Source organism: Sulfuricella denitrificans skB26 (genome assembly GCF_000297055.2).
GTDB lineage: Bacteria > Pseudomonadota > Gammaproteobacteria > Burkholderiales > Sulfuricellaceae > Sulfuricella > Sulfuricella denitrificans.
The window spans coordinates 1762820-1786297 of the sequence record NC_022357.1 but is presented as its reverse complement, the minus strand read 5'-3'; the positions used below and the strand labels follow the sequence as shown (position 1 = coordinate 1786297).

Annotated in this window: 24 protein-coding genes; 4 read left to right on the top strand and 20 right to left on the bottom strand. The window is 57.5% G+C overall.

Annotated features, from left to right (window positions below; translation table 11 throughout):
• Nucleotides 1-26 precede the first annotated feature (26 nt).
• The gene (locus SCD_RS08725) at nucleotides 27-659 is read left to right on the top strand and encodes a phosphoribosyltransferase (protein WP_009204769.1); all 633 of its coding nucleotides are present in this window, start codon (nucleotides 27-29) and stop codon (nucleotides 657-659) included.
• Here the strand turns inward: SCD_RS08725 and SCD_RS08720 are convergent.
• Genes SCD_RS08720 through amrB form a run of 4 tightly spaced genes read right to left on the bottom strand, consistent with a single transcriptional unit; the run spans nucleotide 628 to nucleotide 3734 of the window.
• Nucleotides 628-1293, bottom strand: coding sequence for a dienelactone hydrolase family protein (locus SCD_RS08720; RefSeq protein WP_009204768.1), 666 nt, complete (start codon nucleotides 1291-1293; stop codon nucleotides 628-630). The genes SCD_RS08725 and SCD_RS08720 overlap by 32 nt on opposite strands.
• A complete protein-coding gene (gene amrS / locus SCD_RS08715) occupies nucleotides 1290-2378 on the bottom strand; it encodes an AmmeMemoRadiSam system radical SAM enzyme (RefSeq protein ID WP_009204767.1) in 1089 nt (362 codons plus the stop codon). Before amrS ends, SCD_RS08720 begins: the two co-directional genes overlap by 4 nt.
• Nucleotides 2375-2935: an AmmeMemoRadiSam system protein A gene (gene amrA, locus SCD_RS08710; protein WP_041673412.1), complete on the bottom strand. Its 561-nt coding sequence runs from the start codon at nucleotides 2933-2935 to the stop codon at nucleotides 2375-2377. Before amrA ends, amrS begins: the two co-directional genes overlap by 4 nt.
• Nucleotides 2919-3734, bottom strand: coding sequence for an AmmeMemoRadiSam system protein B (gene amrB / locus SCD_RS08705; protein ID WP_009204765.1), 816 nt, complete (start codon nucleotides 3732-3734; stop codon nucleotides 2919-2921). Before amrB ends, amrA begins: the two co-directional genes overlap by 17 nt.
• A 68-nt stretch (nucleotides 3735-3802) precedes the next feature.
• On the opposite strand from amrB, the gene ispD reads away from it, so the two are divergent.
• Together ispD and ispF are read left to right on the top strand one after the other, a co-directional pair.
• Complete coding sequence (ispD, locus tag SCD_RS08700) at nucleotides 3803-4495, top strand: 2-C-methyl-D-erythritol 4-phosphate cytidylyltransferase (protein WP_009204764.1); 693 nt, start codon at nucleotides 3803-3805, stop codon at nucleotides 4493-4495.
• Nucleotides 4492-4965, top strand: a complete 474-nt coding sequence (ispF, locus tag SCD_RS08695) for a 2-C-methyl-D-erythritol 2,4-cyclodiphosphate synthase (protein ID WP_009204763.1) — start codon at nucleotides 4492-4494, stop codon at nucleotides 4963-4965. Before ispD ends, ispF begins: the two co-directional genes overlap by 4 nt.
• On the opposite strand, the gene SCD_RS08690 is transcribed toward ispF, so the two are convergent.
• The 13 genes from SCD_RS08690 to trxB form a co-directional block, all read right to left on the bottom strand.
• A complete protein-coding gene (locus tag SCD_RS08690; protein WP_009204762.1) occupies nucleotides 4962-5870 on the bottom strand; it encodes a polysaccharide deacetylase family protein in 909 nt (302 codons plus the stop codon). The genes ispF and SCD_RS08690 overlap by 4 nt on opposite strands.
• Nucleotides 5871-5955: 85 nt before the next feature.
• Entirely contained in the window at nucleotides 5956-6999 is a 1044-nt protein-coding gene (locus SCD_RS08685; RefSeq protein ID WP_009204761.1) for a bifunctional UDP-4-keto-pentose/UDP-xylose synthase, read from the bottom strand.
• Nucleotides 7000-7030: 31 nt separating this feature from the next.
• On the bottom strand, nucleotides 7031-7957 hold the full coding sequence (locus SCD_RS08680) for a formyltransferase (RefSeq protein WP_009204760.1): 927 nt from the start codon (nucleotides 7955-7957) through the stop codon (nucleotides 7031-7033).
• On the bottom strand, nucleotides 7954-8892 hold the full coding sequence (locus SCD_RS08675; RefSeq protein WP_009204759.1) for a glycosyltransferase: 939 nt from the start codon (nucleotides 8890-8892) through the stop codon (nucleotides 7954-7956). Before SCD_RS08675 ends, SCD_RS08680 begins: the two co-directional genes overlap by 4 nt.
• Nucleotides 8889-10013 carry a DegT/DnrJ/EryC1/StrS family aminotransferase gene (locus tag SCD_RS08670; RefSeq protein WP_009204758.1) on the bottom strand — a complete coding sequence of 375 codons (1125 nt, stop codon included), beginning with the start codon at nucleotides 10011-10013 and terminating at the stop codon, nucleotides 8889-8891. Before SCD_RS08670 ends, SCD_RS08675 begins: the two co-directional genes overlap by 4 nt.
• Nucleotides 10014-10032: 19 nt before the next feature.
• Nucleotides 10033-10404, bottom strand: a complete 372-nt coding sequence (locus SCD_RS08665) for an SMR family transporter (RefSeq protein ID WP_009204757.1) — start codon at nucleotides 10402-10404, stop codon at nucleotides 10033-10035.
• A complete protein-coding gene (locus tag SCD_RS08660) occupies nucleotides 10401-12002 on the bottom strand; it encodes a glycosyltransferase family 39 protein (RefSeq protein ID WP_009204756.1) in 1602 nt (533 codons plus the stop codon). Before SCD_RS08660 ends, SCD_RS08665 begins: the two co-directional genes overlap by 4 nt.
• Before the next feature lie 85 nt (nucleotides 12003-12087).
• On the bottom strand, nucleotides 12088-12891 hold the full coding sequence (locus tag SCD_RS08655; protein ID WP_009204755.1) for a phosphatase PAP2 family protein: 804 nt from the start codon (nucleotides 12889-12891) through the stop codon (nucleotides 12088-12090).
• A 4-nt stretch (nucleotides 12892-12895) separates the two neighbouring features.
• A complete protein-coding gene (locus SCD_RS08650) occupies nucleotides 12896-14440 on the bottom strand; it encodes an ArnT family glycosyltransferase (RefSeq protein WP_009204754.1) in 1545 nt (514 codons plus the stop codon).
• Between the two features lie 83 nt (nucleotides 14441-14523).
• On the bottom strand, nucleotides 14524-15453 hold the full coding sequence (locus SCD_RS08645; RefSeq protein ID WP_009204753.1) for a lysylphosphatidylglycerol synthase transmembrane domain-containing protein: 930 nt from the start codon (nucleotides 15451-15453) through the stop codon (nucleotides 14524-14526).
• On the bottom strand, nucleotides 15450-16469 hold the full coding sequence (locus SCD_RS08640; RefSeq protein WP_009204752.1) for a glycosyltransferase family 2 protein: 1020 nt from the start codon (nucleotides 16467-16469) through the stop codon (nucleotides 15450-15452). The genes SCD_RS08645 and SCD_RS08640 overlap by 4 nt, the downstream gene beginning before the upstream one ends.
• 79 nt (nucleotides 16470-16548) lie before the next feature.
• Entirely contained in the window at nucleotides 16549-17145 is a 597-nt protein-coding gene (locus SCD_RS16635; RefSeq protein WP_009204751.1) for a Smr/MutS family protein, read from the bottom strand.
• On the bottom strand, nucleotides 17142-18095 hold the full coding sequence (trxB, locus tag SCD_RS08630; RefSeq protein WP_009204750.1) for a thioredoxin-disulfide reductase: 954 nt from the start codon (nucleotides 18093-18095) through the stop codon (nucleotides 17142-17144). The genes SCD_RS16635 and trxB overlap by 4 nt, the downstream gene beginning before the upstream one ends.
• A gap of 300 nt (nucleotides 18096-18395) precedes the next feature.
• Between trxB and SCD_RS08625 the strand changes: the two genes are divergently transcribed.
• A complete protein-coding gene (locus tag SCD_RS08625) occupies nucleotides 18396-20702 on the top strand; it encodes a DNA translocase FtsK (RefSeq protein WP_009204749.1) in 2307 nt (768 codons plus the stop codon).
• A gap of 185 nt (nucleotides 20703-20887) precedes the next feature.
• Here SCD_RS08625 and SCD_RS08620 read toward each other — a convergent pair whose 3' ends face one another.
• From SCD_RS08620 to SCD_RS08610, 3 genes are all read right to left on the bottom strand, one after another.
• Complete coding sequence (locus tag SCD_RS08620) at nucleotides 20888-21487, bottom strand: hypothetical protein (RefSeq protein WP_009204748.1); 600 nt, start codon at nucleotides 21485-21487, stop codon at nucleotides 20888-20890.
• Nucleotides 21488-21628: 141 nt separating this feature from the next.
• The gene (locus tag SCD_RS08615; protein WP_041673411.1) at nucleotides 21629-22555 is read right to left on the bottom strand and encodes a zinc ribbon domain-containing protein; all 927 of its coding nucleotides are present in this window, start codon (nucleotides 22553-22555) and stop codon (nucleotides 21629-21631) included.
• Between the two features lie 345 nt (nucleotides 22556-22900).
• Nucleotides 22901-23473, bottom strand: a complete 573-nt coding sequence (locus SCD_RS08610) for a DNA-J related domain-containing protein (RefSeq protein WP_009204747.1) — start codon at nucleotides 23471-23473, stop codon at nucleotides 22901-22903.
• Between the last annotated feature and the right edge of the window lie 5 nt (nucleotides 23474-23478).

The window sequence follows — 23478 nt, the reverse complement described above, 5'->3', positions numbered from 1 at the left end:
GACTAGAATTTAATCAAGGAGGCACTATGCCATTTCGTGACCGTAACGAAGCAGCTCACCGCCTGGCGGAGCGTCTTTCTGACTATAAAGGGAAGAATCCACTGGTGCTGGCGATTCCGCGTGGTGCCGTGCCGATGGCCAATGTCGTCGCCACAGCCCTTGGGGGGGATGTGGATGTGGTGCTGGTGAGGAAGCTGCGTGCGCCTTACAATCCGGAATTCGCCGTCGGTTCCATCGATGAATGCGGTTGGACCTATATCGCGGATTATGCGGAGCAGGCGGGCGCTACGCCGGAATACCTCGAAGCCGAGAAGAAGACGCAGCTGGAAACCATGCGTAACCGTCGTGCGCAATATACGCCTATCAGGCCGCCGATCGATCCGGTAGGGCGCATCGTGATCGTGCTCGACGATGGTCTGGCTACCGGTGCGACCATGATTTCAGCGCTGCATGCTCTGCGCGCGAAGAATCCGGCCAAGCTGATTTGCGCCGTGCCTGTTTCTCCGCCGGACACGCTGGAAAAGGTGGCGAGCTACGCTGACGAGGTGGTGTGCCTTGAAGCACCAGAGTGGTTCCAGGCGGTGGGGCAGTTCTACATGGATTTTCCGCAGGTTGAGGACGAAGAGGTTATCGCGATTCTGCGCCAGAATGCGGCATGAATTTGCCGAACCAGTTGGCAGCATGCTTTGCGACCTGTTCCAGCGTGCCCGGCTCCTCGAACAAGTGAGTGGCGCCGGGGATAACAATTAACTCCTTTTCGCAGCGCAGTGAGCGGTGGGCTGCCTGGTTGAGGCCGATCACGACGTCGTCCAAACCGCCCACGATCAGCAGGGTCGGGGCGGTGACCCTGTTCAGGGCTTCTTCTCCCGCAAGGTCGGGGCGTCCGCCACGAGAAACCACGGCGGTGATATTCTTCCCATCTTCTGCGGCAGCCTGTAAAGCCGCCGCCGCGCCGGTGCTGGCGCCGAAATGGCCGATGGCGAGGGATAGCGTGGCCGGCTCGCTTTGCAGCCAGCGGGTTGCGGCCAGCAGCCGTTGAGTCAGAAGCGGGATGTCGAAGCGGGTGGCGTAATCCGTATCTTCATGCTGCGTCAGCAGGTCGATCAACAGTGTGCCCAGGCCAGCGTCGCGTAGCACGCGCGCGACAGTGTTGTTCCTCGGGCTGAGGCGGCTACTGCCACTGCTGTGTGCAAAAAGTACCACCCCAGTCGCATATTCGGGCAGTTCCAACATGCCTTCCACGCTGATCGTGCCGGATGGCCCGGCGGGAATTTTCACCTGTCTGGAAATCATGGTGCAGGATGAAAAGCGCTCATCACAACCGGGATGCGGCGCGAGCCGAATGCTTCGACGAATTTTTCGAAGCGCCCGGCAATCGCCGCGCTACACTTCGGACAATGGCCGTCATCGGTCAGGCGGTAGGCGTTGATCTGGTACCAGTCTCGTTCGATCAGGACTTTCTTGCACGATGGGCAAAACGTGGTGTCGCCTTCCGGGTCATGTACGTTGCCGGTATAGACGTAACGCAGGCCTTCCTTCATGGCGATGCGTCGTGCACGAGTCAGCGTAGCGGAAGGCGTAGCCGGCACATCCATCATCTTGTAGTCAGGATGGAAGGCCGAAAAATGCAGCGGCACATCCGCACCCAGTTCCTTGAATACCCAGCGGCTCAGGGCGGTGAGTTCCTCGTCCGTGTCGTTTTGCCCGGGGATGAGCAGGGTGGTGATCTCGAACCAGACATTAGTTTCACGCCTCAGGTAAACTAGGGTGTCGAGGACCGGCTGCAGATGGCCCGCGCATAGCTTGTGGTAGAAGTCGTCGGTGAAACCTTTGAGATCGACGTTGGCGGCGTCTATCTTGGCGTAGAATTCACGCCGCGCCTGCTCATGGATGTAGCCGGCGGTGACCGCCACGGTCTTGATGCCGCGCGCATGGCAGGCATCGGCGGTGTCCATGGCATATTCGGCGAAGATCACTGGATCGTTGTAGGTGAAAGCCACGCTCTTGCAGCCGTGTTTTTCCGCAGCGGCAGCAATCGCCTCGGGCGAGGCCTGATCCATCAGGCGATCCATGTCCTTGGCTTTGCTGATGTCCCAGTTCTGGCAGAACTTGCAGGCCAAATTGCAGCCCGCGGTGCCGAAAGAGAACACGCTGGTGCCGGGGTAAAAATGGTTGAGGGGTTTTTTCTCGATCGGGTCGATGCAGAAGCCGGAGGAGCGACCATAGGTAGCCAGCACCATCTCGCCGTTTTCCACCATGCGGACGAAGCACAGGCCGCGCTGACCCTCCTGCAGCTTGCAGTCGCGCGGGCACAGGTCGCACTGGATGCGCCCATCGTCGAGTTTGTGCCACCAGCGAGCAGGGGTGTTTGCGATCATTTCAGCTCCGATTCCTTCCATTTGTTCACCGTGTAGCGCGCCAGCTTCACATCCGGCGCCCAGAAATCTGGCGGCAGGCCTGCCTTGCGCTTGAGGTGGGTCATGAAAATTCCGCATTCAGGCAATTGCTCCCATACCTGCGGCAGGAAGGTGCTGCGGCGGCCTGCGCACTCGAATACCACGCCGTCGACACCGGGCCGCAACTGGGCAAGTGCATCGATCTCATCGTGGAAAATCATAGGCTGCATAGTGGAAAGCAGGGAAATCTCGATTTCAGTATAGTCGAGCTCGGCCAGGCTAAGGGGCGAAAAGCGGGTGTCGCGGAAGGCTGCCGCATAGGCGTTGGCCTTGACGTCATCCAGCAGCGGGCGGTGCGCCTCCAGGCTGCCGATGCAGCCGCGCAGGTCACCATGCTGGGTCAGGGTAACGAAACAGGCGCCGAGTTCCCTGAGCCATTCTGCATCCTCGTTCGCTTGCATCTCGCGGCCCAACGCGCGTGAGATGGTGGAACGAGCGATCGGAATCAGAATTCGGCCTTTTTCAATGGACACCGGCATGCTCCTCGGTGAAGGCAAAGGCCCCGTAGCCAACTACCCTGCTTCTGTCCCCGGCGGTGTCACCGGAATTACGCAGATTGAGCAGGCGCGGCTTGAGGTGATGGTGTTGCGCGGCCAGCAGCAGCCCATTCACCGGCGTGCCCCCGCAGGCTTGTTCATGGCTTACCGGCCAGCGCAGATCGAGAATGGCCTGTGCCGTGGTGCTGTCGATTTGCTGCGCCTCGCGATAGGTCAGGAAATGGGACAGGTCGGAGCTGATGACGATCAGCGTCTCCGGGCCGCCCCACAGGCGTTCCAGCACCTCGGCAACTTCTTGCGGGGTGACGTCGCCTACTGCCAGCGGAACCAGTTTGAAATCATCGAGCACGGCTTGCAGAAAAGGAAGTTGCACTTCCAGTGAATGCTCCAGGGCATGGGCCGCATCGTATTCCACCACCTGTGGCAGGCCAGCGATCTTCGCCATGGCATCGAGATCGAGCGGCACCACGCCGAGCGGGGTGGCGAAGCCTTCCGTGCTCGGCAAGGCGAGCCCATGAACCGGCACGCGGTGCACCGGGCCCAGCAGTACGACACGGCGGTAAATGTTTCTGCCCTGTTCCAGCAGGGCATAGGCACTGGCGGCAACCGGCCCGGAATAAATGTAGCCGGCATGGGGTACAATAACCGCCTTGGGGAGAGTGGCCGATTTTTCCATGTGCTGTTCCGCTTCTTCCAGCATGGCGGCAACTTCGCTGGCCAAGGATCGCGGATCACCGGTGTAGAATGCGCCGGCGACAGCGGCGGGACGAATCTGTTTCATAACACCTCCAGACCGATTAACTGTTATCTGTTAAACCTTACATTCAAGATAGTCAATTCTATAAAGCAATGCCAAATTATTACGCTTTGATCCCTGCAGCCGGCTTCGGTTCGCGTATGGGGGGAGAAACTCCCAAACAGTATCTTTCCGTTCTTGGCAGGCCGCTGATTCACTACGCGGTAGCGGCCTTGTGCCGTCATGCCGTGATCAGCGGTGTCTATGTGGTACTCGCACCGGAAGATCAATTGTGGAAATCGTACGATTGGAGCGCTTTTGCCGGCAAGCTCAAGCCACTGTACTGCGGTGGCGCGGAGCGTTTTGAATCGGTGCGCAATGGACTGGATGCCATCCGCGACGAGGTCGACTTTGAGGACTGGGTCCTGGTTCACGATGCAGCCCGGCCCGGTTTGAGCGAAGAGTTGCTCGACCGCCTGATTGGTGAGGTCGGCGAAGATCCTTTCGGTGGACTGCTGGCGGTGCCGGTGGCGGATACCCTGAAGCGGGCCGATGCCGATAGCCGCGTCCTGCGCACCGAGCCTCGCGACAAGCTGTGGCAGGCGCAGACACCCCAGATGTTCCGCTACGGCCTGCTGCAGCGCGCACTGTCGCTGCTGGATGGCGCAGTAGTGACCGATGAGGCGCAGGCCATTGAACGTATGGGTTTTCAGGCGAAACTGGTAGTGGGCGACATGACCAATTTCAAGGTGACCTATCCGCAGGACATCAAGCTGACGGAACTGATACTGGGAGACAAGGCATGAGAATCGGCCAGGGGTTCGACGTCCACCAGTTGGTGGAAGGGCGCAAGCTGATCCTCGGTGGGGTGGAAATTCCCTACGAGCGTGGCCTGCTTGGCCACTCCGATGCCGACGTGCTACTCCACGCAATTTCCGATGCGTTGCTGGGTGCTGTGGCGCTGGGCGACATCGGCCGTCATTTTCCCGATTCCGATCCGCGCTACAAGGGCATCGACAGCCGTCATCTGCTGCGCGAGGTCATGCGGTTGGTCAAAGGCAAGAGCTATGGCGTGGTTAATCTGGATGCCACTATCATCGCCCAGGCCCCGAAGATGGCGCCGCATATTGAACAGATGGTGGCGAATATTGCTGCTGACCTTGGCGTGGAAGCGGGCTGTGTTAACGTCAAAGCGACCACTACCGAGAAGCTGGGCTATACCGGCCGTGGCGAGGGAATTGCTGCGCAGGCGGTGTGCCTGATTGAGAAGGTTTAAGCCAGAAACTCGTCGCTCTGAAACGCCAGGACACCGGAGCGACCGGGAATTTCCCCCATCACTACTTCATGCCGGGGCAGTTCGTCCCCCTTCAGGCTTGCGAAATAATCCTTGAGCGATACCAGTTCATAGCCCTGCGCTTTCCAGCCGGTCAGCAGTTCATCGAACACATTGGCCAGTTTCATCCCTTCCAGCTCGGCGTGCAGGGTATAGACGTGACCGCTGGGCGGTGGGGTTCCGGTCAGGCCGAGCAGGTGCTGAGCGACGTTGCCGGGGGTGATGTCGCCGACACCGATCAGTTCGTCCAGGGTGGGCAAGGTTGTGGGTAGCTGCGGGCAGGCGACGATTTCCGCATTCCACATCGGGATGAAAGGGTGGGTGCCGCGCGTGTCCGAACAGTAATCGAACTCCAGCCGCTGCTCCAGGCGCAGCGCGTGAACATTCATTTGCCAGCCGGCGGCACCGTGGACCTTGGCGGGCTCGCCGAAGATCTTTACGAAGCGGTCGCAAGCCAGTTTCATTTCCCGCGCCGTCCAGGCGGCATCTTTCTTCGACACATAATCCTGCCACCTGATGTGATCATAGCAGTGGATGCCGACCTCGAAACCATCATCGCGGACCGTTTGCATGATTTGAGCGCAGCGCTTGCCGATATTCGGTCCCGGTAGCAGGGTGCCGTACATCAGTGTCTTCAGGCCGTAATGTTCAAGCACTGAGGTGCGCGACACCTTCTTCATGAAGCCGGGGCGGAATACCCGCTTGATAGCGCGGCCGGTGTGGTCGGTGCCAAGGCTGAACAAAAAGGTGGCGCCGGCCTGGTGCTTTTTCAGGATTTCAACCAGGCGCGGCACACCCTCGCGGGTGCCACGATAGGTATCTACATCGATTTTCAGGGCTAATTTCATGTAAGGAGTGAGGCGATAGGAGTGAGGAGTCTAGTGGTGTGGCTTTTACTCCTCACCCCTCACTCGTCACTCCTTACTGTTGAGACTACTCGACCAGTTTACGTGCTTCGGCAACTTGGCCACGATAAGCTTCATAGATATGCTTGAGTGCATCCGCCATGGTCACCGACGGTTTCCAGCCGAGGTCATTCATGGTGTTATCGATCTTCGGGACGCGGTTCTGCACGTCCTGGTAGCCTTTGCCGTAGTAGTCTGCGGAGGTGACTTCAAGCGTGTTCACTTTCTTGGCGGTCTCGGCATATTCCGGATATTCCATGGCGAGATCTAGCATCATCTTCGCCAGTTCCTTCACCGAGTAGTTGTTGGACGGGTTGCCGATATTGTAGATCTGGCCGGTTGCCACGCCGTTCTTGTTCTCGATGATTTTCATCAGCGCATCGATGCCATCCGAGGCGTAGGTGTAGGAGCGCTTGGCCGTGCCGCCATCCACCAGCTTGATATCCTCGCCACGCACGATGTGCCCGAGGAACTGGGTGATCACGCGTGAACTGCCTTCCTTGGCAGTGTTGATGTTGTCCAGGCCGGCGCCGATCCAGTTGAAGGGACGGAACAGGGTGAAGTTGAATTCGGTCTTCATGGCATAGGCAAAAATCACCCGGTCCATCAACTGCTTGGAGCATGAGTAGATCCAGCGCGGCTTGTTGATCGGGCCGAGAATCAGCTCGGAATTCTCCGGGTCGAATTCCTCGTCACGGCACATGCCGTAAACTTCGGAGGTGGAGGGGAAAATCAGGTGCTTGCCGTACTGCACGCACTGGCGAACGATCGGCAGGTTGGCCTCGAAATCCAGCTCGAACACCTTGAGCGGTTCCTTGACGTAGGTCGCCGGGGTGGCTATCGCGACCAGCGGCAGAATGACGTCGCACTTCTTAACGTGGTATTCGATCCACTCCTTGTTGATGGTGATGTCGCCTTCGAAGAAGTTGAAGCGCGGGTTGTCCATCAGCTCGGTGACGCGCTCGCTGTACATGTCCATGCCGTAGACTTCCCAATCGGTCGTCTCGAGGATGCGCTTGGAAAGGTGATGGCCGATGAAGCCATTCACGCCCAGGATCAGGACTTTTTTCATCGTTTTCTTCCTAAGTCAAAAATAATAAATTCTATATACCCAGCGGCAGGGTGTCAGAGCCGTAGGTTGAAATCCATTCATCGGCGGTCATGATCTTGCCATCGAATTCGAAGGACAAAATTCGCAGCATCTTCCCGTCGCCGCATTCCGCGTAGTAGCGCCCATTCTCACAATAAAAAACCGGCTCAGCCGCACGTTTTTGACGCTGCGGCTCAAGCAGGGTTTTCAGCACCCGAACCGGCTTGCCGGCAAGCAGCGTGTAAGCACCGGGGTAAGGAGGTGCCACGGCGCGCACCAGATTGTGGATGGTCTGCGCACTTTGCAACCAGTCGATTTTACCATCTTCTGGGCGTCGTCCGCCGAAATATCCGCCCTGGCTCAAGTCCTGCGGCCGGAGCTGGGCCGTACCGGCCAGCAGCTTAGGCAGGCAGCGGTTCAGCGCAACCTCGGCGGCACAGGTGATTTTCTGGAATACTTCCAGAGCGGTGTCGTCGGGCAGGATCGGCACGGCTTGCTGGTCCACGATGGCGCCGTTATCCGGCTTCTCGTTCATCACATGCAGAGTCGAGCCGGTTTCGCGCTCGCCCTTGATGATCGCCCAGTTTACCGGCACCCGTCCGCGGTATTGGGGCAGCAGCGATCCGTGCATGTTGTACGCGCCGCTCGACGGAATGTCGAGCAGCGCCTTCTTCAGCATGTTGCGGTAGTAGAAGGAAAAAATGAAATCCGGATTGAGCGCCTGGATTTGCGCAACCACTTTGGGAGTATTGGGGTCGTCCGGCGTGATCACCAGAATGTTGTGCAGCGCCGCAAGCTCGGCTACGCTGTCGAACCAGATGTTTTCGTTCGGGTTGTCAGTGTGCGTTACTACCAGCGGGACTTCGACGCCATGGGCGAGCAGTACCGACAGGCAACGCACGCCTACGTTGTGGTAGGCGAAAACGACGGCTCGACTCATTCGGATTTTTCCAGAATGGCTTGCACCAAATAACGTGGCCGATGTCGCACCTGCTGGTAAATCCGGCCAATGTATTCGCCGAGCAGGCCGATGCCGAACAGGGTGATGCCGATCAGGAAGAAGGCGATGGCAAACAGGGTGAACAGTCCTTCTGCTTCAGGGCCGACAATCATGCGGCGGATTAGCAGGAAGACGACGAAGAATGCCGACAGCAGGGAAACGATGATGCCGGTGAAGGAGAATATCTGCAGCGGCACCACCGAGAAGCCGGTCATCAGGTCGAAGTTGAGGCGGATCAGGCTGTACAGTGAATACTTCGATTCGCCCACCGCGCGCTCCTCGTGCCCCACCACCACTTCCGCAGGGCTCTGCGCGAAGGTGTAGGCCAGCGCCGGAATGAAGGTGTTGCCCTCCTGACAGGAATTGATGGCGTCAATGATGTCGCGGCTATAGGCGCGCAGCATGCAGCCCTGATCGGTCATCTTGATGCGGGTGATGCGTTCGCGTAGTCGGTTCATGGCACGCGAAGCTACGCCACGCCACCAGCTATCCTGGCGCATGCGCCGAATGCTGCCGATGTAGTCGTGGCCTTCATCCATCTTGGCGAGCAGCTTGCCGATATCTTCCGGCGGGTTCTGCAGATCGGCGTCCAGGGTGACGATGCGCTGGCCGCGGCAGTGCTCGAAGCCGGCCATGATCGCCATGTGCTGGCCGAAGTTGCCGTTGAATAACACCACGCGGGTGACGTCAGGGCGTTTCTGGAACTGCTCGCGCAGGATCGCGGCAGAACGGTCGCGGCTGCCGTCGTTGATGAAGACGACCTCGTAGCTAACGCCGAGCTTGTCGAGCGCAGGGTAGAGCCGGTCGAACAGGGCATGCAGGCCTTGCTCCTCGTTGTATACCGGGACGATGACGGAGAGTTCGATAGGGTTCATTTCTTGGCGGTCTCGATGATTTCCTTGGCTGCGGCGCAGACCCGTTCCACATCGACGAGCTCCATCGTCGGGAATAGCGGCAGGGTGACGGTTTCGCGCCCGATGCGTTCGGCGTTGGGGAAGTCGCCTTCCTTGCAGCCCAGTCCGCGGTACAGGCTAAACAGGTGCAGCGCCGGGTAGTGGATACCTACCCCCAGCCCATGCTGGTGCATCGCGTCGATGAACTGCTTGCGGCTGAGATTGAGCTGGTCGAGTGGCAGCAGCGGCGCGAACATGTGCCAGCTATGTCCTTCGTCACCGCGCGACGGCAGCAGGCAGGCCGGGTCGGTTGAGAAATGCTGGAAGTAATGGGCAACCAGATCCCTGCGCTTGGCATTGAAGCCGTCCAGCAGCGGCAGCTGGCCGACGCCGACGCGCGCAGCCACATCGGATAGATTGTACTTGCCGCCGGCGACGGAGACGTCCATGTTGCCTTCGGCATCGCGCGAAATACCGTGGAAGCGCAGCAGGTCGAATTTCTTCACCTCTTCTGCGTCGGCGAAGGACAGCGCGCCGCCCTCGATGGTGGTCATGTTCTTGTTGGGGTGGAAGCTGAACGAGACAATGTCGCCGAAGCTGCCGATGCGCTTACCTTTCCAGCTAGAGCCGATGGCATGGGCGGCATCCTCGATCACGCGCAGATTGTGGCGTTTAGCGAGGTCATAAAGCGCATCCATGTCTACCGGCAGGCCGGCGAAATGCACCGGCATGATGGCTTTCGTTCTCGGCGTGATCGCGGCTTCAACCAGGTTGAGATCAATGTTGCGGCTGGCGAGATTGACGTCCACAAACACCGGTTTCGCGCCGACCCGCAAGATCACATTCGGTGTGGCAGCGAAGCTCATTGCCGGCGTGATGACCTCGTCGCCCGGCCCAATGCCGCACACCTGCAATGCCACTTCCAGCCCGCCGGTGGCAGAGGTGAGGGTGCGCACGATGCGTCCGCCCAGATAGTCCGACAGCGCCTTTTCCAGAGCCTGCACATTGGGGCCGGTGGCCAGCCAGCCGGAGCGAAGCACCTCGACCACGCCCTGAATGGTGGCTTCGTCGAGAGTTGGTTTGGTAAAGGGCAAGTAATTCAAAGTTTCGAGTCCTGATATGTTAGCTGCGCGCAACGACATAAACGCCGACAATTATAATGCCGATGCCGGCCATGCGGGTGACCGAAACAGCCTCGCCGAAAAGCCACAGTGCGGCGAGCGCATTTACTACGTAGCCGATCGACAGCATCGGATAGGCGATGCTGACTTCGACACGAGACAGCGCCATGATCCATACCACCACGCTGATCACGTAGCAGGTAAGACCACCCATGATATGCGGCTCGGTGGCGAGCTGCCAGCCCACCGGCAGGATGTTGTCGCGGCTGAAGGCGAAGTGGCCGACGGCATTGGTGCCGGCCTTGAGCAGCAATTGGGCGGCGGCATTGAGCAGCACGCCGAATAGAATCAGAGAAAAACTGAGCAGGTTCATGGTGTGGTTACCGCTGTCTTGTCAACGCTGCGGGCGATAACCCGCATCGGCAGTCCTTGTTGGGAGAGTCGTTGATAGGTGGCATGTGGCATGATTGCCAAGGCGTAGGGCTGATGAATCCAAGCCTGCTTGAAAGACTCGATGGTTGGCAGCCATTTGTCCGGTTCCTGGGCGATGCCGAAGGCCATCTCGTCCTGATATTCGACCAGGGTCACGGTGCGCTTGAGATAGTAAGTCAGTGTCTGGTCGTACCCTGACAAACTGTAGAAGGGCACGCCGGGCCGCAGATGGGGCTTGATTTGCTCGGCAATGGCGTAGTCCGAGCGCGTCGCTGACAGGCTGTCGTGGCCGGTCAGCAGAACCTGGGCGGCGATCAGGCTGGTGCAGGCGAGGACCACGATCGCGCTACGCACTTTATCGCGGTAACTCAGCAATAGTGCAGATACGGTTCCGACCAGCCAGATTGCGGATGCAGCCAGCAGCCAGTTGGCGAACAGGGTGTATTGTCCCCGAGCCAGTTCATTATCGGCAAAGCGCACCGTATTGGGGGCCAGCAACAGGCCGGCCGCGGCCAGGAATGCCACCGGCAGTATCTGCCAGAACAAGCGGCGTCCGTCGATGCGGCTGAGGTGATCGCCGATCAGCAGGGCCAGTGCTGGGAAGATCGGCAAGATGTAGGAAGCGAGTTTTGAGCCGGAGAGGGAAAAGAAAACGAAAATGAACACCGCCCAGATCAGCAAGAATCGTTTGGGTTTGAATTGCTGTTTTGCCGCCGGCTCAACTTTCCAGGCGAACACCAGGGAGTCAATCAGGGTGATGAGCCAGGGCAGAATGCCGGCGACCAATATGGGGATGAACCACCACCAAGGTTCGTAGCGACCGTGGGTTTTGGTCAGGAAACGCTCGAAATGTTCATGTATGAAGAAGAAATGAAAAAACTCGGGGTTGGCGATTGATACCGCGATGAACCAGGGTGCTGCGATAGCCATGAAAAGCACTATTCCGCTGAGCAGGTGCAGTTTTTTCCACAAGCCGAAATCACGTTCGATCAAAGTGTAAAGAACAATTACTGCGCCTGGCAAAACGATGCCCATCAATCCCTTACTCAGGACGGCAAATGCCAGGGCAGCCCAGGTAACGTGCATCCACAGGCGGTTGGCGGGTTTGCTGGCGCCATCCTGTTGCGCCAGCAGGAAACTCATCAGCGCAGTGCCCATGAAAAACGTCATCCCCATATCCAGGGAGTTCATGTGGGCGATCAGGGTATACAGCAGGCTGCTGCCGAGCACTGCGGCGCTTAACAGGCCGGCCTCTCGACCAAACAAACGGGTAGCGGCGAAGGCGGTGAAGAAGATGCCGAGAAACCCGGACAGCGCGCTCCACAGCCGCGCAGTCCAGTGGTGTTCGCCAAACAGGCGGTAAGCTCCCGCCGTGATCCAGTATTGCAGCGCGGGTTTTTCGAAATATTTGATGTCGTTCAGGCGCGGCGTAATCCAGTCACCGCTGACGGCCATTTCACGGGCGATTTCCGCGTAGCGCCCCTCGTCCGGCCTGACCAGCTTGCGATATTCGATATTGCCGAACCAGACCGCAGTCATTATCAGGACAAGAAGCATCCAAATGCGTCGTCTGTTTACCGAGTCGGGAGCCATGCAATGTCCGTATAAAAAGCGTTGGCTGGCATTATAAACGAGACCGGCTAAATGCCAGCAGGAAGACCGGCAGCAGGCAGACTAGCGCCAGTCCCCGCTGCAGTATGATCGCATCGGGATAGCTGGTGTCGGGCGAAATCAGCAGGGCCAGCGCGCAGGTAGCCAGTGCCAGCCCCAATATCCATTTTCCGGAACGGCTGACTCCCCAGCGCCAGCGCTGCGCGAGCAGGGTGCCCAATACTGCTGAAAGCCAACCGCCGAAAGCACCGCCCAGCACGTCGAGCGGCCAGTGCACGCCGACCGCGATGCGGGAGAGGCCGACCAGCAAGGCAGCCGCAACCACCAGCCAGATCAGGGCGCTGCGCCGGAGATACAGACTCAGGATGCCCGCTACGGTGAAAATCGTGGTGCTGTGCCCCGAGGGGAAGGAGCCATAATGGTGCGCCGGGCCGATGACATGCAGCAATTCCGGGGGGATCACCGCCGGCGGGCGTAGCGCGTCGATTGGGCCTTTCAGCCCATGCACCCACAGGGTGGCAAGGATGACGGCGAGTGCGAGCGACCAGAGGATATCCGGCCGGCGTCCGATCAGCGGAGCCAGCATGGTCAAGCCAGCCAGGGTGCCGCCCAGTACGGTCAGGTTCTGCCACAGCACATCGCTGGCCAGCGTGCCCAGGCTATTCAGATACAGGAACAGGCTGCGGTTGCTGTCGCTGGCAATGAGTACGACCATGCCGGCGGCTGCGAGCAGCGGCACCAGCCAGACGCGCTGCTCGCGCCAGGAAATGCGACAGGGTTCGGGGGAGAGGAGAGGAGAGGGGGAGATGAAGTTCACGCCGTTATTCGCTGACCCTGATCAGGGCGATGCCGTTCTTGCTGTAGAGCGTTTCATAGGCGCGCAGCTCGGTCAGGCGGTTGGTTTGGGTGATGACGATATCGCCGCGGCGCGGGTCACGTTTTTCCACGATGCGCTGGCTGTAGACACTGAAGCTCGGCATGTTGAGCCCCCACATCACTACCGTGTAGCCACGGTCGCGCGACAGCAGCGCGGCTTCCTTGATCGGCCCCTGCTGCATGCCGCCGAATAGGGGCAGGAGCAGCAGTGAAAAGCCGGTTGCCAGGATGACGCCGCTAGCCAGCAGTTTGGCGCTCAGGGCGAATCGCTTCTCCACCATGAAATACAGGGTGAGTAGAGAGAATCCAGCAAAGAAGGGGTAATACCAGCTGCTCAAGGATTGCCGGGTGGCAGCAAGCATTTCCCGGTAATAGGGCTTGTTGATATGGGGGATGGCGGCTTCGATCAGTTGCGGCAGGGACAGCAGCACTGCAAGCAATAACACCAGCGGCAGGAAAGCGAGCAAGCGCGAGCGCAGTTCATCCAGGTAAGCCGCCATCAGGATAAAAACGCCGGAATAGCCGTAAATCAGGTAATGGGGCAACTTGGTGCCAGAAAACGAGAAAATTACGAAGACGGTGACGAACCACAGCAGGAGAAAAAGCTGCAAGTCGTCCTTGATGATGCGGCGCCATTGCGCAAAAGCTTTGAGCAAGACCGTGGTGTAGGGCAGCACGCTCAGCAGCAGCACGGGAACATAATAAAAATAATTGCCGCCATGACTTTCCATCGGCGCGGAGAAACGGTCGACGTTATGCTTGAGGAAAAATCCGCGAAAAAACCCGTCGCCTTCGACCAGATACTGCGTCACATACCACGGCGCAGCAATGGTGATAAACAGAGCAATGCCACGCCAATTTAGCGCCAGCGTCAGCCAACCCTTGAGATCATTGCGCAGCGCGCTGTAGAGGAAGGTCACTATGCCCGGAATAATTACGGCAACCGGACCCTTGGTCAGGAACCCCAGGCCCATGGCAGCAAAGGCGAGATACAGATATTTGCGTTCGTGAAAGCGCAGGAACAGGTAGGCGCTGAACAGCGTGGCGCTGATCAGCAGGTTGAGCAGGGCATCGGCGGTAGCCACTTTGACGATAATGGAAACCGCCAGCGCGCTGGCGGTGATGATGCCCGCTGCCAGGGCCTGCCGTGCATTAGCCGCCCGGCGCACGAACAGATAGGTGAATATCACCCAGCCGCTGCCAGCCAGAGCAGAGGGCAGGCGGAAAGCGAATTCCTTGATGCCGAACAGGTAAACGCTGGCTGCTTGAAGCCAGTAGATTAAAATCGGCTTGTCGTAGCGTGGCTCGCCGTTGAGCGTGGTGGACAGGAAATTGCCGCTCGCCAGCATCTCACGCGTGGCCTCGCCGAAAGCGCCCTCGTCGAGATCGAACAGGGGAAAACCACCGATTCCAATAAAGAAACAGCCGAGCACGGCGACGGCGAGCAGGGCATAGTGGGTGAGTGGAATGGGGCGTGAAAAATCTTGCAAGTAAGGCTCGAATGATTGGTTAATGAAAAAAGCATTTTACCGCAAAGGACGCAAAGGGTCGCAAGGTAAAACAAAGGTAAATGCTAGTCCCTTGATAACAGGAACAGAGGGGCGTAGAGGATGCCCTGAATTACGGCGCACAGGCCGTACAGTATGGCCGTCGCGGTGGCTATCTCGCCGGATACGCCGGCGAAGCCGAACACCAGAACTGCGGCGAATTCACGTGTACCCCATCCGCCGATGCCGACTGGCAGGGCGGCGATGATGAATACCGGCGCGCATAAAGCTAGCACCAGCCAGTACGAGATATCCAGTCCAACCGAAATTCCGCCGAGCCAGAACGCAAGCGACGAAAAAATCTGAACCATCACCGATTGCAGCGCCATCTTGGGCAGGTTGTTGCGAAACAAGGCCAGCTGCTGGGCCAGGCTGTTCCATGATCTTAGCAGCCCATCCAGCTTGCTTTGTCCTTTGGGTTCTAATCGTGGCAGCGGCAGGAAAGGCAGCAAAATCAGGCTGCCGAGCAGGGCAGCATAAATTATCAGTTTTTGCGCCAGGGCAGGGTCGTGTGTCAGGGAGTTCGTGCCGCTCCATAATGCCGCCGCTACGGCAGAGACCAGGCACAGCACCCAGAGGCCGCTGAAGCGGTCGAGCACGACGCTGAGCGTGGATGGCCCGAGCGGGTTACCCAGCTTGTGCAGCTGGTAGGCACGCAGCATGTCGCCGCTGAGGGTGGCACCGGGAAGAAGGTTGTTGATCGTCACTCCGCGGCCATAGATGCCTATCAGTGGAAACGCTGGTGCGGTAAGGCTGAAAAGGCGGGCGATGTGTGCCCAGCGCAGGGCGGAGGCGATGTTGGCCAGAATAGAGGCGGCTACCGCTAAGGCGAACCAGCGCAATTCCACATTGCTCAGGGTCTTGACCAGCTTGGCCGGATTGGCGTACCAGATTACGGCCGAGAGCAGGCAGCTCGCGGCGATAAAACGAAGTATCTTGATGCCGGTTTTGCTCAAGAATTCGGCTCTGGGGCGGTTTTGGAAGTAGGGTTCGCTTTCCCGCGCCGACGCGGGGCGGCCCGCAACAGATATTGTGCCCGACCCGCGGGCTCATGGTAGATGCGAATCAAGATCTCGCCCAGCAGGCCCATGGCGACGAGTTGTACGCCCATCAGGGTCAGCATCACGCCGAGCAGCAGGAGCGGACGACCGCCGATGTTTTCACCGAGAAACACTTTCTCGACCACGAGAACGCCCAGAGACAACAGGCCGGGCAGGAGCAAGGTAATGCCGGCTCCGCCGAATGCGTGCATCGGACGGTGCAAAAAGCGCAGCAGAAATTTCACCCAGAGCAGGTCGAGAACCACGCGCAGAGTGCGGTCGATGCCATACTTGGATTGGCCGTGCATGCGGGCATGATGGGAAACCGGTACTTCGATAACCTTGGCGCCGAACTGAGCGGCGAGAGCCGGAATGAAGCGGTGCAGTTCGCCATAGATTTTGACGTCGCGGATGCTTTCGCTACGGTAAACCTTGAGCGAGCAGCCGTAATCGTGCAGATGGACGCCGGTCATGCGGGAAATCAGGCCGTTTGCGATCATCGATGGCAGCTTGCGGTTGATGTAACGGTCCTGTCGGTTTTTGCGCCAGCCGGAAATGATGTCGATTTCCGGCCTCTGATCGAGCATGTCCAGCAGGCCGGGAATGTCGGCGGGGTCGTTCTGCAAGTCGCCGTCGAGGGTGACGACCACGGCACCGGCAGCCGCGTCGAAGCCGGCCTGCATCGCAGCCGACTGGCCGTAGTTGCGAATCAGGTAAAGCGGGTGCAGCCAGGGACGGGTGGTGGCGAATTGTTCCAGCAGAGTAGCGGAAGTGTCGGACGAGCAATCATCAATGCAGATCAGTTCCCAGGATCGTCCTGTGGGTTCCATCGCCTCATGGACTCGGCGCAACAGTTCGCCGAGGTTCTCTTCCTCGTTGTAAATCGGAACAACAATGGAAACCTCAAGTGCATCAGGTGTATTTTCGATCATGGTAGGGGCGAAGTATGGACTGCTGAAGGGTAGAGATTGTAAGGGAGGGAGGCTGCGAAATCCAGCGAGAAGGACAAGATCAGCGCCGGGCCACCTTGAGAAGTACGATCACCGCGCCGCTGCCGCCATCCATCGGCCGTGCCTGGCAGAAAGCCAGAACCTCATCACGTTGCATCAGCCAACTGGCTGTCTTCAGCTTTAATACCGGTTCGCGGTTTCTGGAGCTTAATCCCTTTCCATGAATTATACGCACGCAACGCAGGCCGAGTTGTTTGCATTCGTCGAGGAATTCGATCAGGCTGGCTCGGGCCTCGTCGCTGGTCATGCCGTGCAGATCCAGTTCTGCCTGAATTCCCCAGTGGCCGCGGCGCAGTCTCTTCATGGTCAGAGGCGCCACACCAGGGCGCTGGAAGAAAAATTCCTCTCCGGTTTCTGTCAGTTCCTGGGGGATATAGTCGCTTAAGGCATCCGCCGGCAGTGGATTTGTGTCAGTTCGGTTTCGTCGGAGATCAGGCCAGGGGAGATGGGGAGGAAAAAAGGTCTTGCCGTTATCCGGCAATGGCCGGGTGTCGCCGATGCTGGTGCGGAAGAGGTTGGATTCCTCATCGGACAAGGGTGGCGGCGTGGTCTTGCCGCCCCCCTTGTCTTCTTTGGGAGCTTTGCGTTTTCCGGTCACTTGCCCAGATTGTCGAGATAACGCTCCGCGTCAAGTGCGGCTTGGCAACCAGTTCCGGCGCTGGTGATGGCCTGGCGGTAGATGTGATCCTGTATGTCGCCGGCAGCGTAAACGCCCTCTATGCTGGTCTGGGTGGCATTGCCAGTGTTACCGCCCTGGGTGACGATGTAGCCGCCTTCCAGTTTCAGTTGCCCCTGGAAGAGATCAGAATTGGGCTTGTGGCCAATGGCGATGAAAATCCCTTGCAGCTGCACATCCTTGGTGCTGCCATCCTTCACGTTCTTGATTCGCATCCCGGTAACGCCGGTTTTGTCACCCAGCACCTCATCCAGCTCGCAGAATGCTTCGAGGCTGATGTTGCCGTTCTTGATCCTGTCGTGCAGTTTGTCGACCATGATCTTTTCCGCTTTGAAGGTGTCGCGGCGGTGTACCAGCGTGACATGCTTGGCGATGTTGGACAGGTACAGCGCCTCTTCGATGGCGGAGTTGCCGCCACCGACCACGGCGACGTCCTGGTTCTTGTAGAAGAAACCATCGCAGGTCGCGCAGCCGGACACACCCTTGCCCATGAAAGCCTGTTCGGATGGCAGGCCGAGGTACTTGGCGGAGGCACCGGTGGCGATGATCAGTGCGTCGCAGGTAAAGGTGCCGGTGTCACCGATCAGGGTGAAGGGTCTTTCGGTCAGTTTGGCGGTGTGGATCTGGTCGAAAATGATTTCGGTATTGAAGCGCTCGGCATGTTTCTGGAAGCGCTCCATCAGTTCCGGTCCTTGCACGCCCATTACGTCGGCGGGCCAGTTGTCCACTTCGGTGGTGGTAGTGAGCTGGCCACCTTGCTGCATGCCGGTGATTATCACGGGATTGAGGTTGGCACGGGCGGCGTAAATGGCGGCGGTGTAGCCAGCTGGGCCGGAACCAAGAATAAGTAATTTGCAGTGTTTCACGGACATATTGAGCATTCTCCATAAAAAAGTAAGGGTATATCAAAGGCTGATTTATTGCCACTTAAGGGATGAAAATAAATCTAGCAATTAGAATTAATCTAATAGTAAATAGTATTGAATGAATAGGCAAATTTTCAATGTTAATTTGGGCACAATAAAGAATGATAATGGTCAGCCACCGGAGTCATTTAATGTCGTTGATTAGAACGCCTCACTTCTTGGTATGATGGCGCTATAATTCTTGCTGACTTTTTTGATCAGACAAGAAAATTTACCTGGGCGCAACGACAAGAAAATCAAATATCAATGGCCTTTCTGAATAAGACTTCCTCCCTGAATACGCGGGGTTCGAACCGCCGGGCTCCTCCCGAGCCGCTTTCGCCGAAATTGTCCGGCCTGCTCCGTGAGGCGCGCTGGCTGGCGGTGATGGTATTGGCCTTGTATCTGACGCTGGTATTGTTCAGTTATGACTATGCCGACCCGGGCTGGTCGCATAGCGGCAGTATGCTTACCGTTCATAATGCCGGCGGTGCTCTGGGCGCCTGGTTGGCGGATTTGCTGCTTTATGTATTCGGTTTTTCAGCCTACTGGTGGGTGGTGTTTTCCCTGTACGTGGTCTGGTGGGGCTACCGGCGCATCGAAAGTAAAGGTACGTCCGACCGGCGCTCACTGTTCGTTGCGGTCGCCGGTTTTGTTATTCTCCTGCTTGCCAGCAGCGGTCTGGAGGCGTTGCGGCTATATAGCCTCAAAGCCGTCCTTCCGCTTTCGCCGGGAGGGATGCTCGGATCGGTGGTCAGCAGTTATCTGGCTACCAGCATAGGCTTCACCGGCGCTACTTTGATATTGTTGCTGAGCATGGCGGTGGGCTTCAGCCTGTTCACCGGCATGTCGTGGCTGAAATTCATGGAAGGTCTCGGCGGCGCCATGGAAAACAGCGCTCAGTGGATCTTTCGCACCTGGGATGCCTGGCAGGATCGGCGCGCCGGCTCGGTAGCGCTGAACAAGCGCGAGGAAGTCGTAGAAGAGAAAAAGCGGGTCGATGACCACAAGCCGGTCCACATCGAGCAGCCACAGATGGTCATTCCCCAGATTCCGCTCACTGAGCGCGAGGTGCAGGCGCCGTTGTTCGATAACTTGCCGGATTCGCCCTTGCCCCCGCTGAACCTGCTGGACGAGGCGGAAGCCGATACCGAAACGCTCAGCCCGGAGACCCTTGAATACACCTCACGCCTGATCGAACGCAAGCTGGCCGATTTTGGCGTCGAGGTAAAAGTCATCGCCGCCTACCCCGGCCCGGTGATCACGCGCTACGAGATCGAGCCGGCGGTAGGCGTGAAGGGCAGTCAGATCACCAACCTGGTCAGGGATCTGGCACGCGCCTTGTCGGTGGTCAGCATCCGCTTGGTGGAAACCATCCCCGGCAAAAACTTTATGGGGCTGGAAATTCCCAACCCCAAGCGGCAGGTGGTTCGCCTGCGCGAGATTCTCGGCTCGAAGGTTTACGCCGACATGGCTTCGCCGCTCACCATCGCCATGGGCAAGGACATCGCCGGCAAGGCAGTGGTGGCCGACTTGGGAAAAATGCCTCACGTACTGGTGGCGGGCACTACCGGCTCGGGTAAATCGGTGGCGATCAACGCCATGATCCTGAGCCTGGTCTACAAGGCCGATCCCGCCAAGGTACGGCTGATCTTGGTCGACCCGAAAATGCTCGAGCTATCCGTCTATGAAGGTATTCCCCACCTGCTTGCGCCGGTGGTAACGGACATGAAACACGCTGCCAACGCGCTCAACTGGTGCGTCGCCGAGATGGAGCGGCGCTATCGCCTGATGTCCTCGCTGGGCGTGCGCAATCTGGCCGGTTACAACCAGAAGGTGCGCGAAGCTGAGAAATCAGGCACGAAGCTGCCCAACCCCTTCAGCCTCACGCCGGACGCCCCTGAACCCCTGGAGGAAATGCCTTTTATCGTGGTGCTGATCGACGAACTGGCCGACATGATGATGATGGTGGGCAAAAAGGTCGAGGAGCTGATCGCTCGTCTGGCACAGAAGGCGCGCGCCTCCGGCATCCACCTTGTGCTGGCGACGCAGCGACCGTCGGTGGACGTGATCACCGGCCTGATCAAAGCCAACATACCGACCCGCGTCGCCTTCCAGGTGTCGAGCAAGATCGACTCGCGCACCATCCTCGATCAGATGGGCGCCGAAGCGCTGCTCGGCCAAGGCGACATGCTCTACCTGCCGCCCGGCACGGGTTACCCGCAGCGCGTGCACGGCGCCTATGTCGCTGACCATGAAGTACACAGAGTAGTCGAGTATCTGAAAGCATTGGGCGCGCCAGATTACGTTGAAGGTATCCTCGATGCGCCGGAAGTGGCCAGTGATGGCGAGGGCAGCGAAGCAGGCGGAGACGCCGAATCCGACCCGATGTACGATCAGGCCGTGGCGCTGGTGCTCAAATCGCGCCGCGCCTCGATCTCGCTGGTGCAACGCCAGCTCAGGATCGGCTACAACCGCGCGGCAAGGCTGATCGAGCAGATGGAAAAGGCCGGGCTGGTTTCGACGATGCAGAGCAACGGGAATCGTGAAGTGCTGGTGAAGGGGGCGGAGTAAAGAGCGCCCTTTCGTGGCGACCGTGCTTGCCGGGTAAAAAAAGGGCCTACATCTTTGTAGTCCCTTGTTTTGTCCGGTTCGCCGGCTCAGACAAATCTGGTAACTGGACCTTGCTTGTGATGATTAAATGATAAAACTGTGCGTTCCGAGTTGCATCGCAGCGAAACGTCTGGACGAGCGAGTTATTATAAGTTTCTTGGCAATGCAAAATACGCCTCTATTATTTCAATTGTTGCCTTATGAATTGCCTTGGTCGCTTCAATTGCTTCTTGAAATAGCTCAGGCTTGACTCGTTTTCTGAATCCGCCGATTCCAATTTCAATTACCCCTTCACCTTTCCCTTCTGAGGCTGCGGCAAAAATATGCGTCTCCGAAAAATGTACCCACCCACAAAGGGTATCGTACATTGACTCTACCCACGGTAGTTCAGCCATAAGCGAATTTACTAGATGGCGGTCTGTGAATTTGTTTCCTTTATCGTCAGTTAACTTACGTAGTTCGACACCTTTAATCACTTGACCAGCTAAATCGTTTGGTTTTGCGACCATCCTGAACGCATGCAAGCGCAATAGTCCGTCTAACTGAACTCTCAACAGTGGTGCGAGGGCATGAATATTCTCGTCTTCTATTAGCTTCGGCAGCGCTTCGATAAGTCCAATGTTTCTGTCCATAAGGCCAAACACCACCAGATCCATCGAATAAATTGGAGTTTCGTCTGCATTTTCGATATGTCCCGAAAAAGCTTTCAGGTAACCTTTTCGAATTTCCTGAATGGTCTCGTTCATTAGATTACCTATTGCGTATTAAGGTTTGAGGCAACCGGCCGCCGGAGCAAGAAGCGCGAGGAAACCTGTAATCTCAGCTTGCTGGCGGTCAGGTTGACCGATGGGGTGCCTTGTCGCTGGGCGTTGTTCGCCTGTGAGTGACTACAAATATATTCGGCGCTTTTCTGACGAGAACCAGCCGGACTTGACATCGACATCAATAAATGGCTTCCATATCCACTGTGAAGTTTGCCACTCCTCTTCATGCACAAACTCATAAATGATAGTGCCATTGACATTGGATAGCGCTTGTTTCACCAACGGAAGGCTAGTAACACTTTTTCCCTTAACAACACAATACTCACCTCCTCCCGTAACTGGCACCAAATCTAAAACTGATAACAAACCTTTGTAATTTGGTGAATACTCGCTTTGCAAGCCAACGCTATGTGCAGTCAGTGAGTAAGTGAAATTGGGGGTTGGCTGACGATTAATGAATCTGTGGTGAACGTCTATCCCCCATTTCTCAATCAACTTCGATTTCCTTAGTCGAGGTGGCTCTGTTTCTGAAACATTGTTCTTTCCATGATCGGAGGCATGTTCAATTCGCCCTAGAAAGATACGCATTGGGCGATCAAAATCCGTAGTTTCCTCCCTGACGCCTAGATTTCCGAACGGACTTGGGGTGATGTCATGAAATTCGACAAAGATGCTTTCATAGCCGTCTGGCGGGTAGAAATCGGTGTCATAGCGGGGGAAATGGATGTCGGAGATTGTGTCGAAGCACTGATTTGCGCTCTCGGAGGGTGACACCTTGGAGGATTTTACATGGGCCAAATCACAAAGATCGTTGACAAAGACTTGAAGCCTCTCAAATCCCCCGTCAAGCAGCCAAACACGACTATACGAAGAGTAGTCGAGCTTAGTGCGTAAAGATGAGCCACGGTGCCTGAATTTTGCGTCCAACTGGTAAGGTTCTGAAGGCCAGAGGGATGGCTTCGCTATGGGGCTGCCACACTTGAAGCAATGTTTGGCTTCGTTAGTTACCGCAACGCCACACTGGGAACAATAGATATTATCGGTTGTCATTTCCAACGCTCAATCATCTGAGTCTCAGATGCCCAACATAAAGAATCGCCCTAATTGACGCAATACATTGCATCAAAGTGATGGCTAAAATATATATCAGAATATAAATTACATGTGTTATTACAATATGTTACTGTTTTTTATCATCCTAAAAACCCTCAAAAAACCTTCATGCGTGTGTTCCGCCAAACTGCTTTCAGTTACGGCCCCGTTCATGTAACACGGGGGGCTACGGATACAAGATCATTCGGCCACTATAGGCATTTCCCCTGTTTACGACAAGGGAATATTCCATGCTGCAGCCGCAGCCAGTATCCGCCCGCCAATCTAGACCAAGGTATGGTATTACCGTCCTAGAAGCGGCTCCAGCAGCCCCATGGCAGCGTTGATGGCTTGGAGTTTTTCCATCTCGCCGCCCCGGTCGGGGTGATGTTCCATCGCCAGTTCCCGATAGCGGCGCTTGATCTCAGGATAATCCACCGGGTCGGCGAGCCCCAACTCGGCGAGGGCTTCGGCGCGCCGGTCATTGCGGACGAAGCGTAGCCAGAAGGCGTCGAGCATTTCCAGGACTTCCTGCTTGCCGGTTTTTTCCAGGTGGGTGAGGTCGAGGTAGTAGGCCAGCAACGGGTCGGGGGTGGTGGGCAGGAGGTCAGTGCCATCCGGGCATGGGTGCAGCACGATCTTCAGGCAATGAATGGCGAGGTCGCCTTGTCGCTCATTCCACAGCATGTCCCGCAGGCGGTAGAGGTGGTGGAACAGGATGAAGTGGCACTGGAACAGGGAAAGCTCGTTGGTGTAGGCGTCAGGGCCGAAGGCGGGGTCATCGTGGGCCAGCTTGCGAATCAGGTCATGCTCGGTGAGGCCGTCTGGGTGGGCGCGCAGGATGGCGAGTAGCGTTTCGGCGAGGATGATGTTCAATTATT

Bases quoted from the DNA above. Each gene is read 5' to 3' on its own strand.
- SCD_RS08725 (WP_009204769.1), top strand. From the start codon at position 27: ATGCCATTTCGTGACCGTAACGAAGCAGCTCACCGCCTGGCGGAGCGT.
- SCD_RS08720 (WP_009204768.1), bottom strand. From the start codon at position 1,293: ATGATTTCCAGACAGGTGAAAATTCCCGCCGGGCCATCCGGCACGATC.
- amrS (WP_009204767.1), bottom strand. From the start codon at position 2,378: ATGATCGCAAACACCCCTGCTCGCTGGTGGCACAAACTCGACGATGGG.
- amrA (WP_041673412.1), bottom strand. From the start codon at position 2,935: ATGCCGGTGTCCATTGAAAAAGGCCGAATTCTGATTCCGATCGCTCGT.
- amrB (WP_009204765.1), bottom strand. From the start codon at position 3,734: ATGAAACAGATTCGTCCCGCCGCTGTCGCCGGCGCATTCTACACCGGT.
- ispD (WP_009204764.1), top strand. From the start codon at position 3,803: ATGCCAAATTATTACGCTTTGATCCCTGCAGCCGGCTTCGGTTCGCGT.
- ispF (WP_009204763.1), top strand. From the start codon at position 4,492: ATGAGAATCGGCCAGGGGTTCGACGTCCACCAGTTGGTGGAAGGGCGC.
- SCD_RS08690 (WP_009204762.1), bottom strand. From the start codon at position 5,870: ATGAAATTAGCCCTGAAAATCGATGTAGATACCTATCGTGGCACCCGC.
- SCD_RS08685 (WP_009204761.1), bottom strand. From the start codon at position 6,999: ATGAAAAAAGTCCTGATCCTGGGCGTGAATGGCTTCATCGGCCATCAC.
- SCD_RS08680 (WP_009204760.1), bottom strand. From the start codon at position 7,957: ATGAGTCGAGCCGTCGTTTTCGCCTACCACAACGTAGGCGTGCGTTGC.
- SCD_RS08675 (WP_009204759.1), bottom strand. From the start codon at position 8,892: ATGAACCCTATCGAACTCTCCGTCATCGTCCCGGTATACAACGAGGAG.
- SCD_RS08665 (WP_009204757.1), bottom strand. From the start codon at position 10,404: ATGAACCTGCTCAGTTTTTCTCTGATTCTATTCGGCGTGCTGCTCAAT.
- SCD_RS08660 (WP_009204756.1), bottom strand. From the start codon at position 12,002: ATGACTGCGGTCTGGTTCGGCAATATCGAATATCGCAAGCTGGTCAGG.
- SCD_RS08640 (WP_009204752.1), bottom strand. From the start codon at position 16,469: ATGATCGAAAATACACCTGATGCACTTGAGGTTTCCATTGTTGTTCCG.
- trxB (WP_009204750.1), bottom strand. From the start codon at position 18,095: ATGTCCGTGAAACACTGCAAATTACTTATTCTTGGTTCCGGCCCAGCT.
- SCD_RS08625 (WP_009204749.1), top strand. From the start codon at position 18,396: ATGGCCTTTCTGAATAAGACTTCCTCCCTGAATACGCGGGGTTCGAAC.
- SCD_RS08620 (WP_009204748.1), bottom strand. From the start codon at position 21,487: ATGAACGAGACCATTCAGGAAATTCGAAAAGGTTACCTGAAAGCTTTT.
- SCD_RS08615 (WP_041673411.1), bottom strand. From the start codon at position 22,555: ATGACAACCGATAATATCTATTGTTCCCAGTGTGGCGTTGCGGTAACT.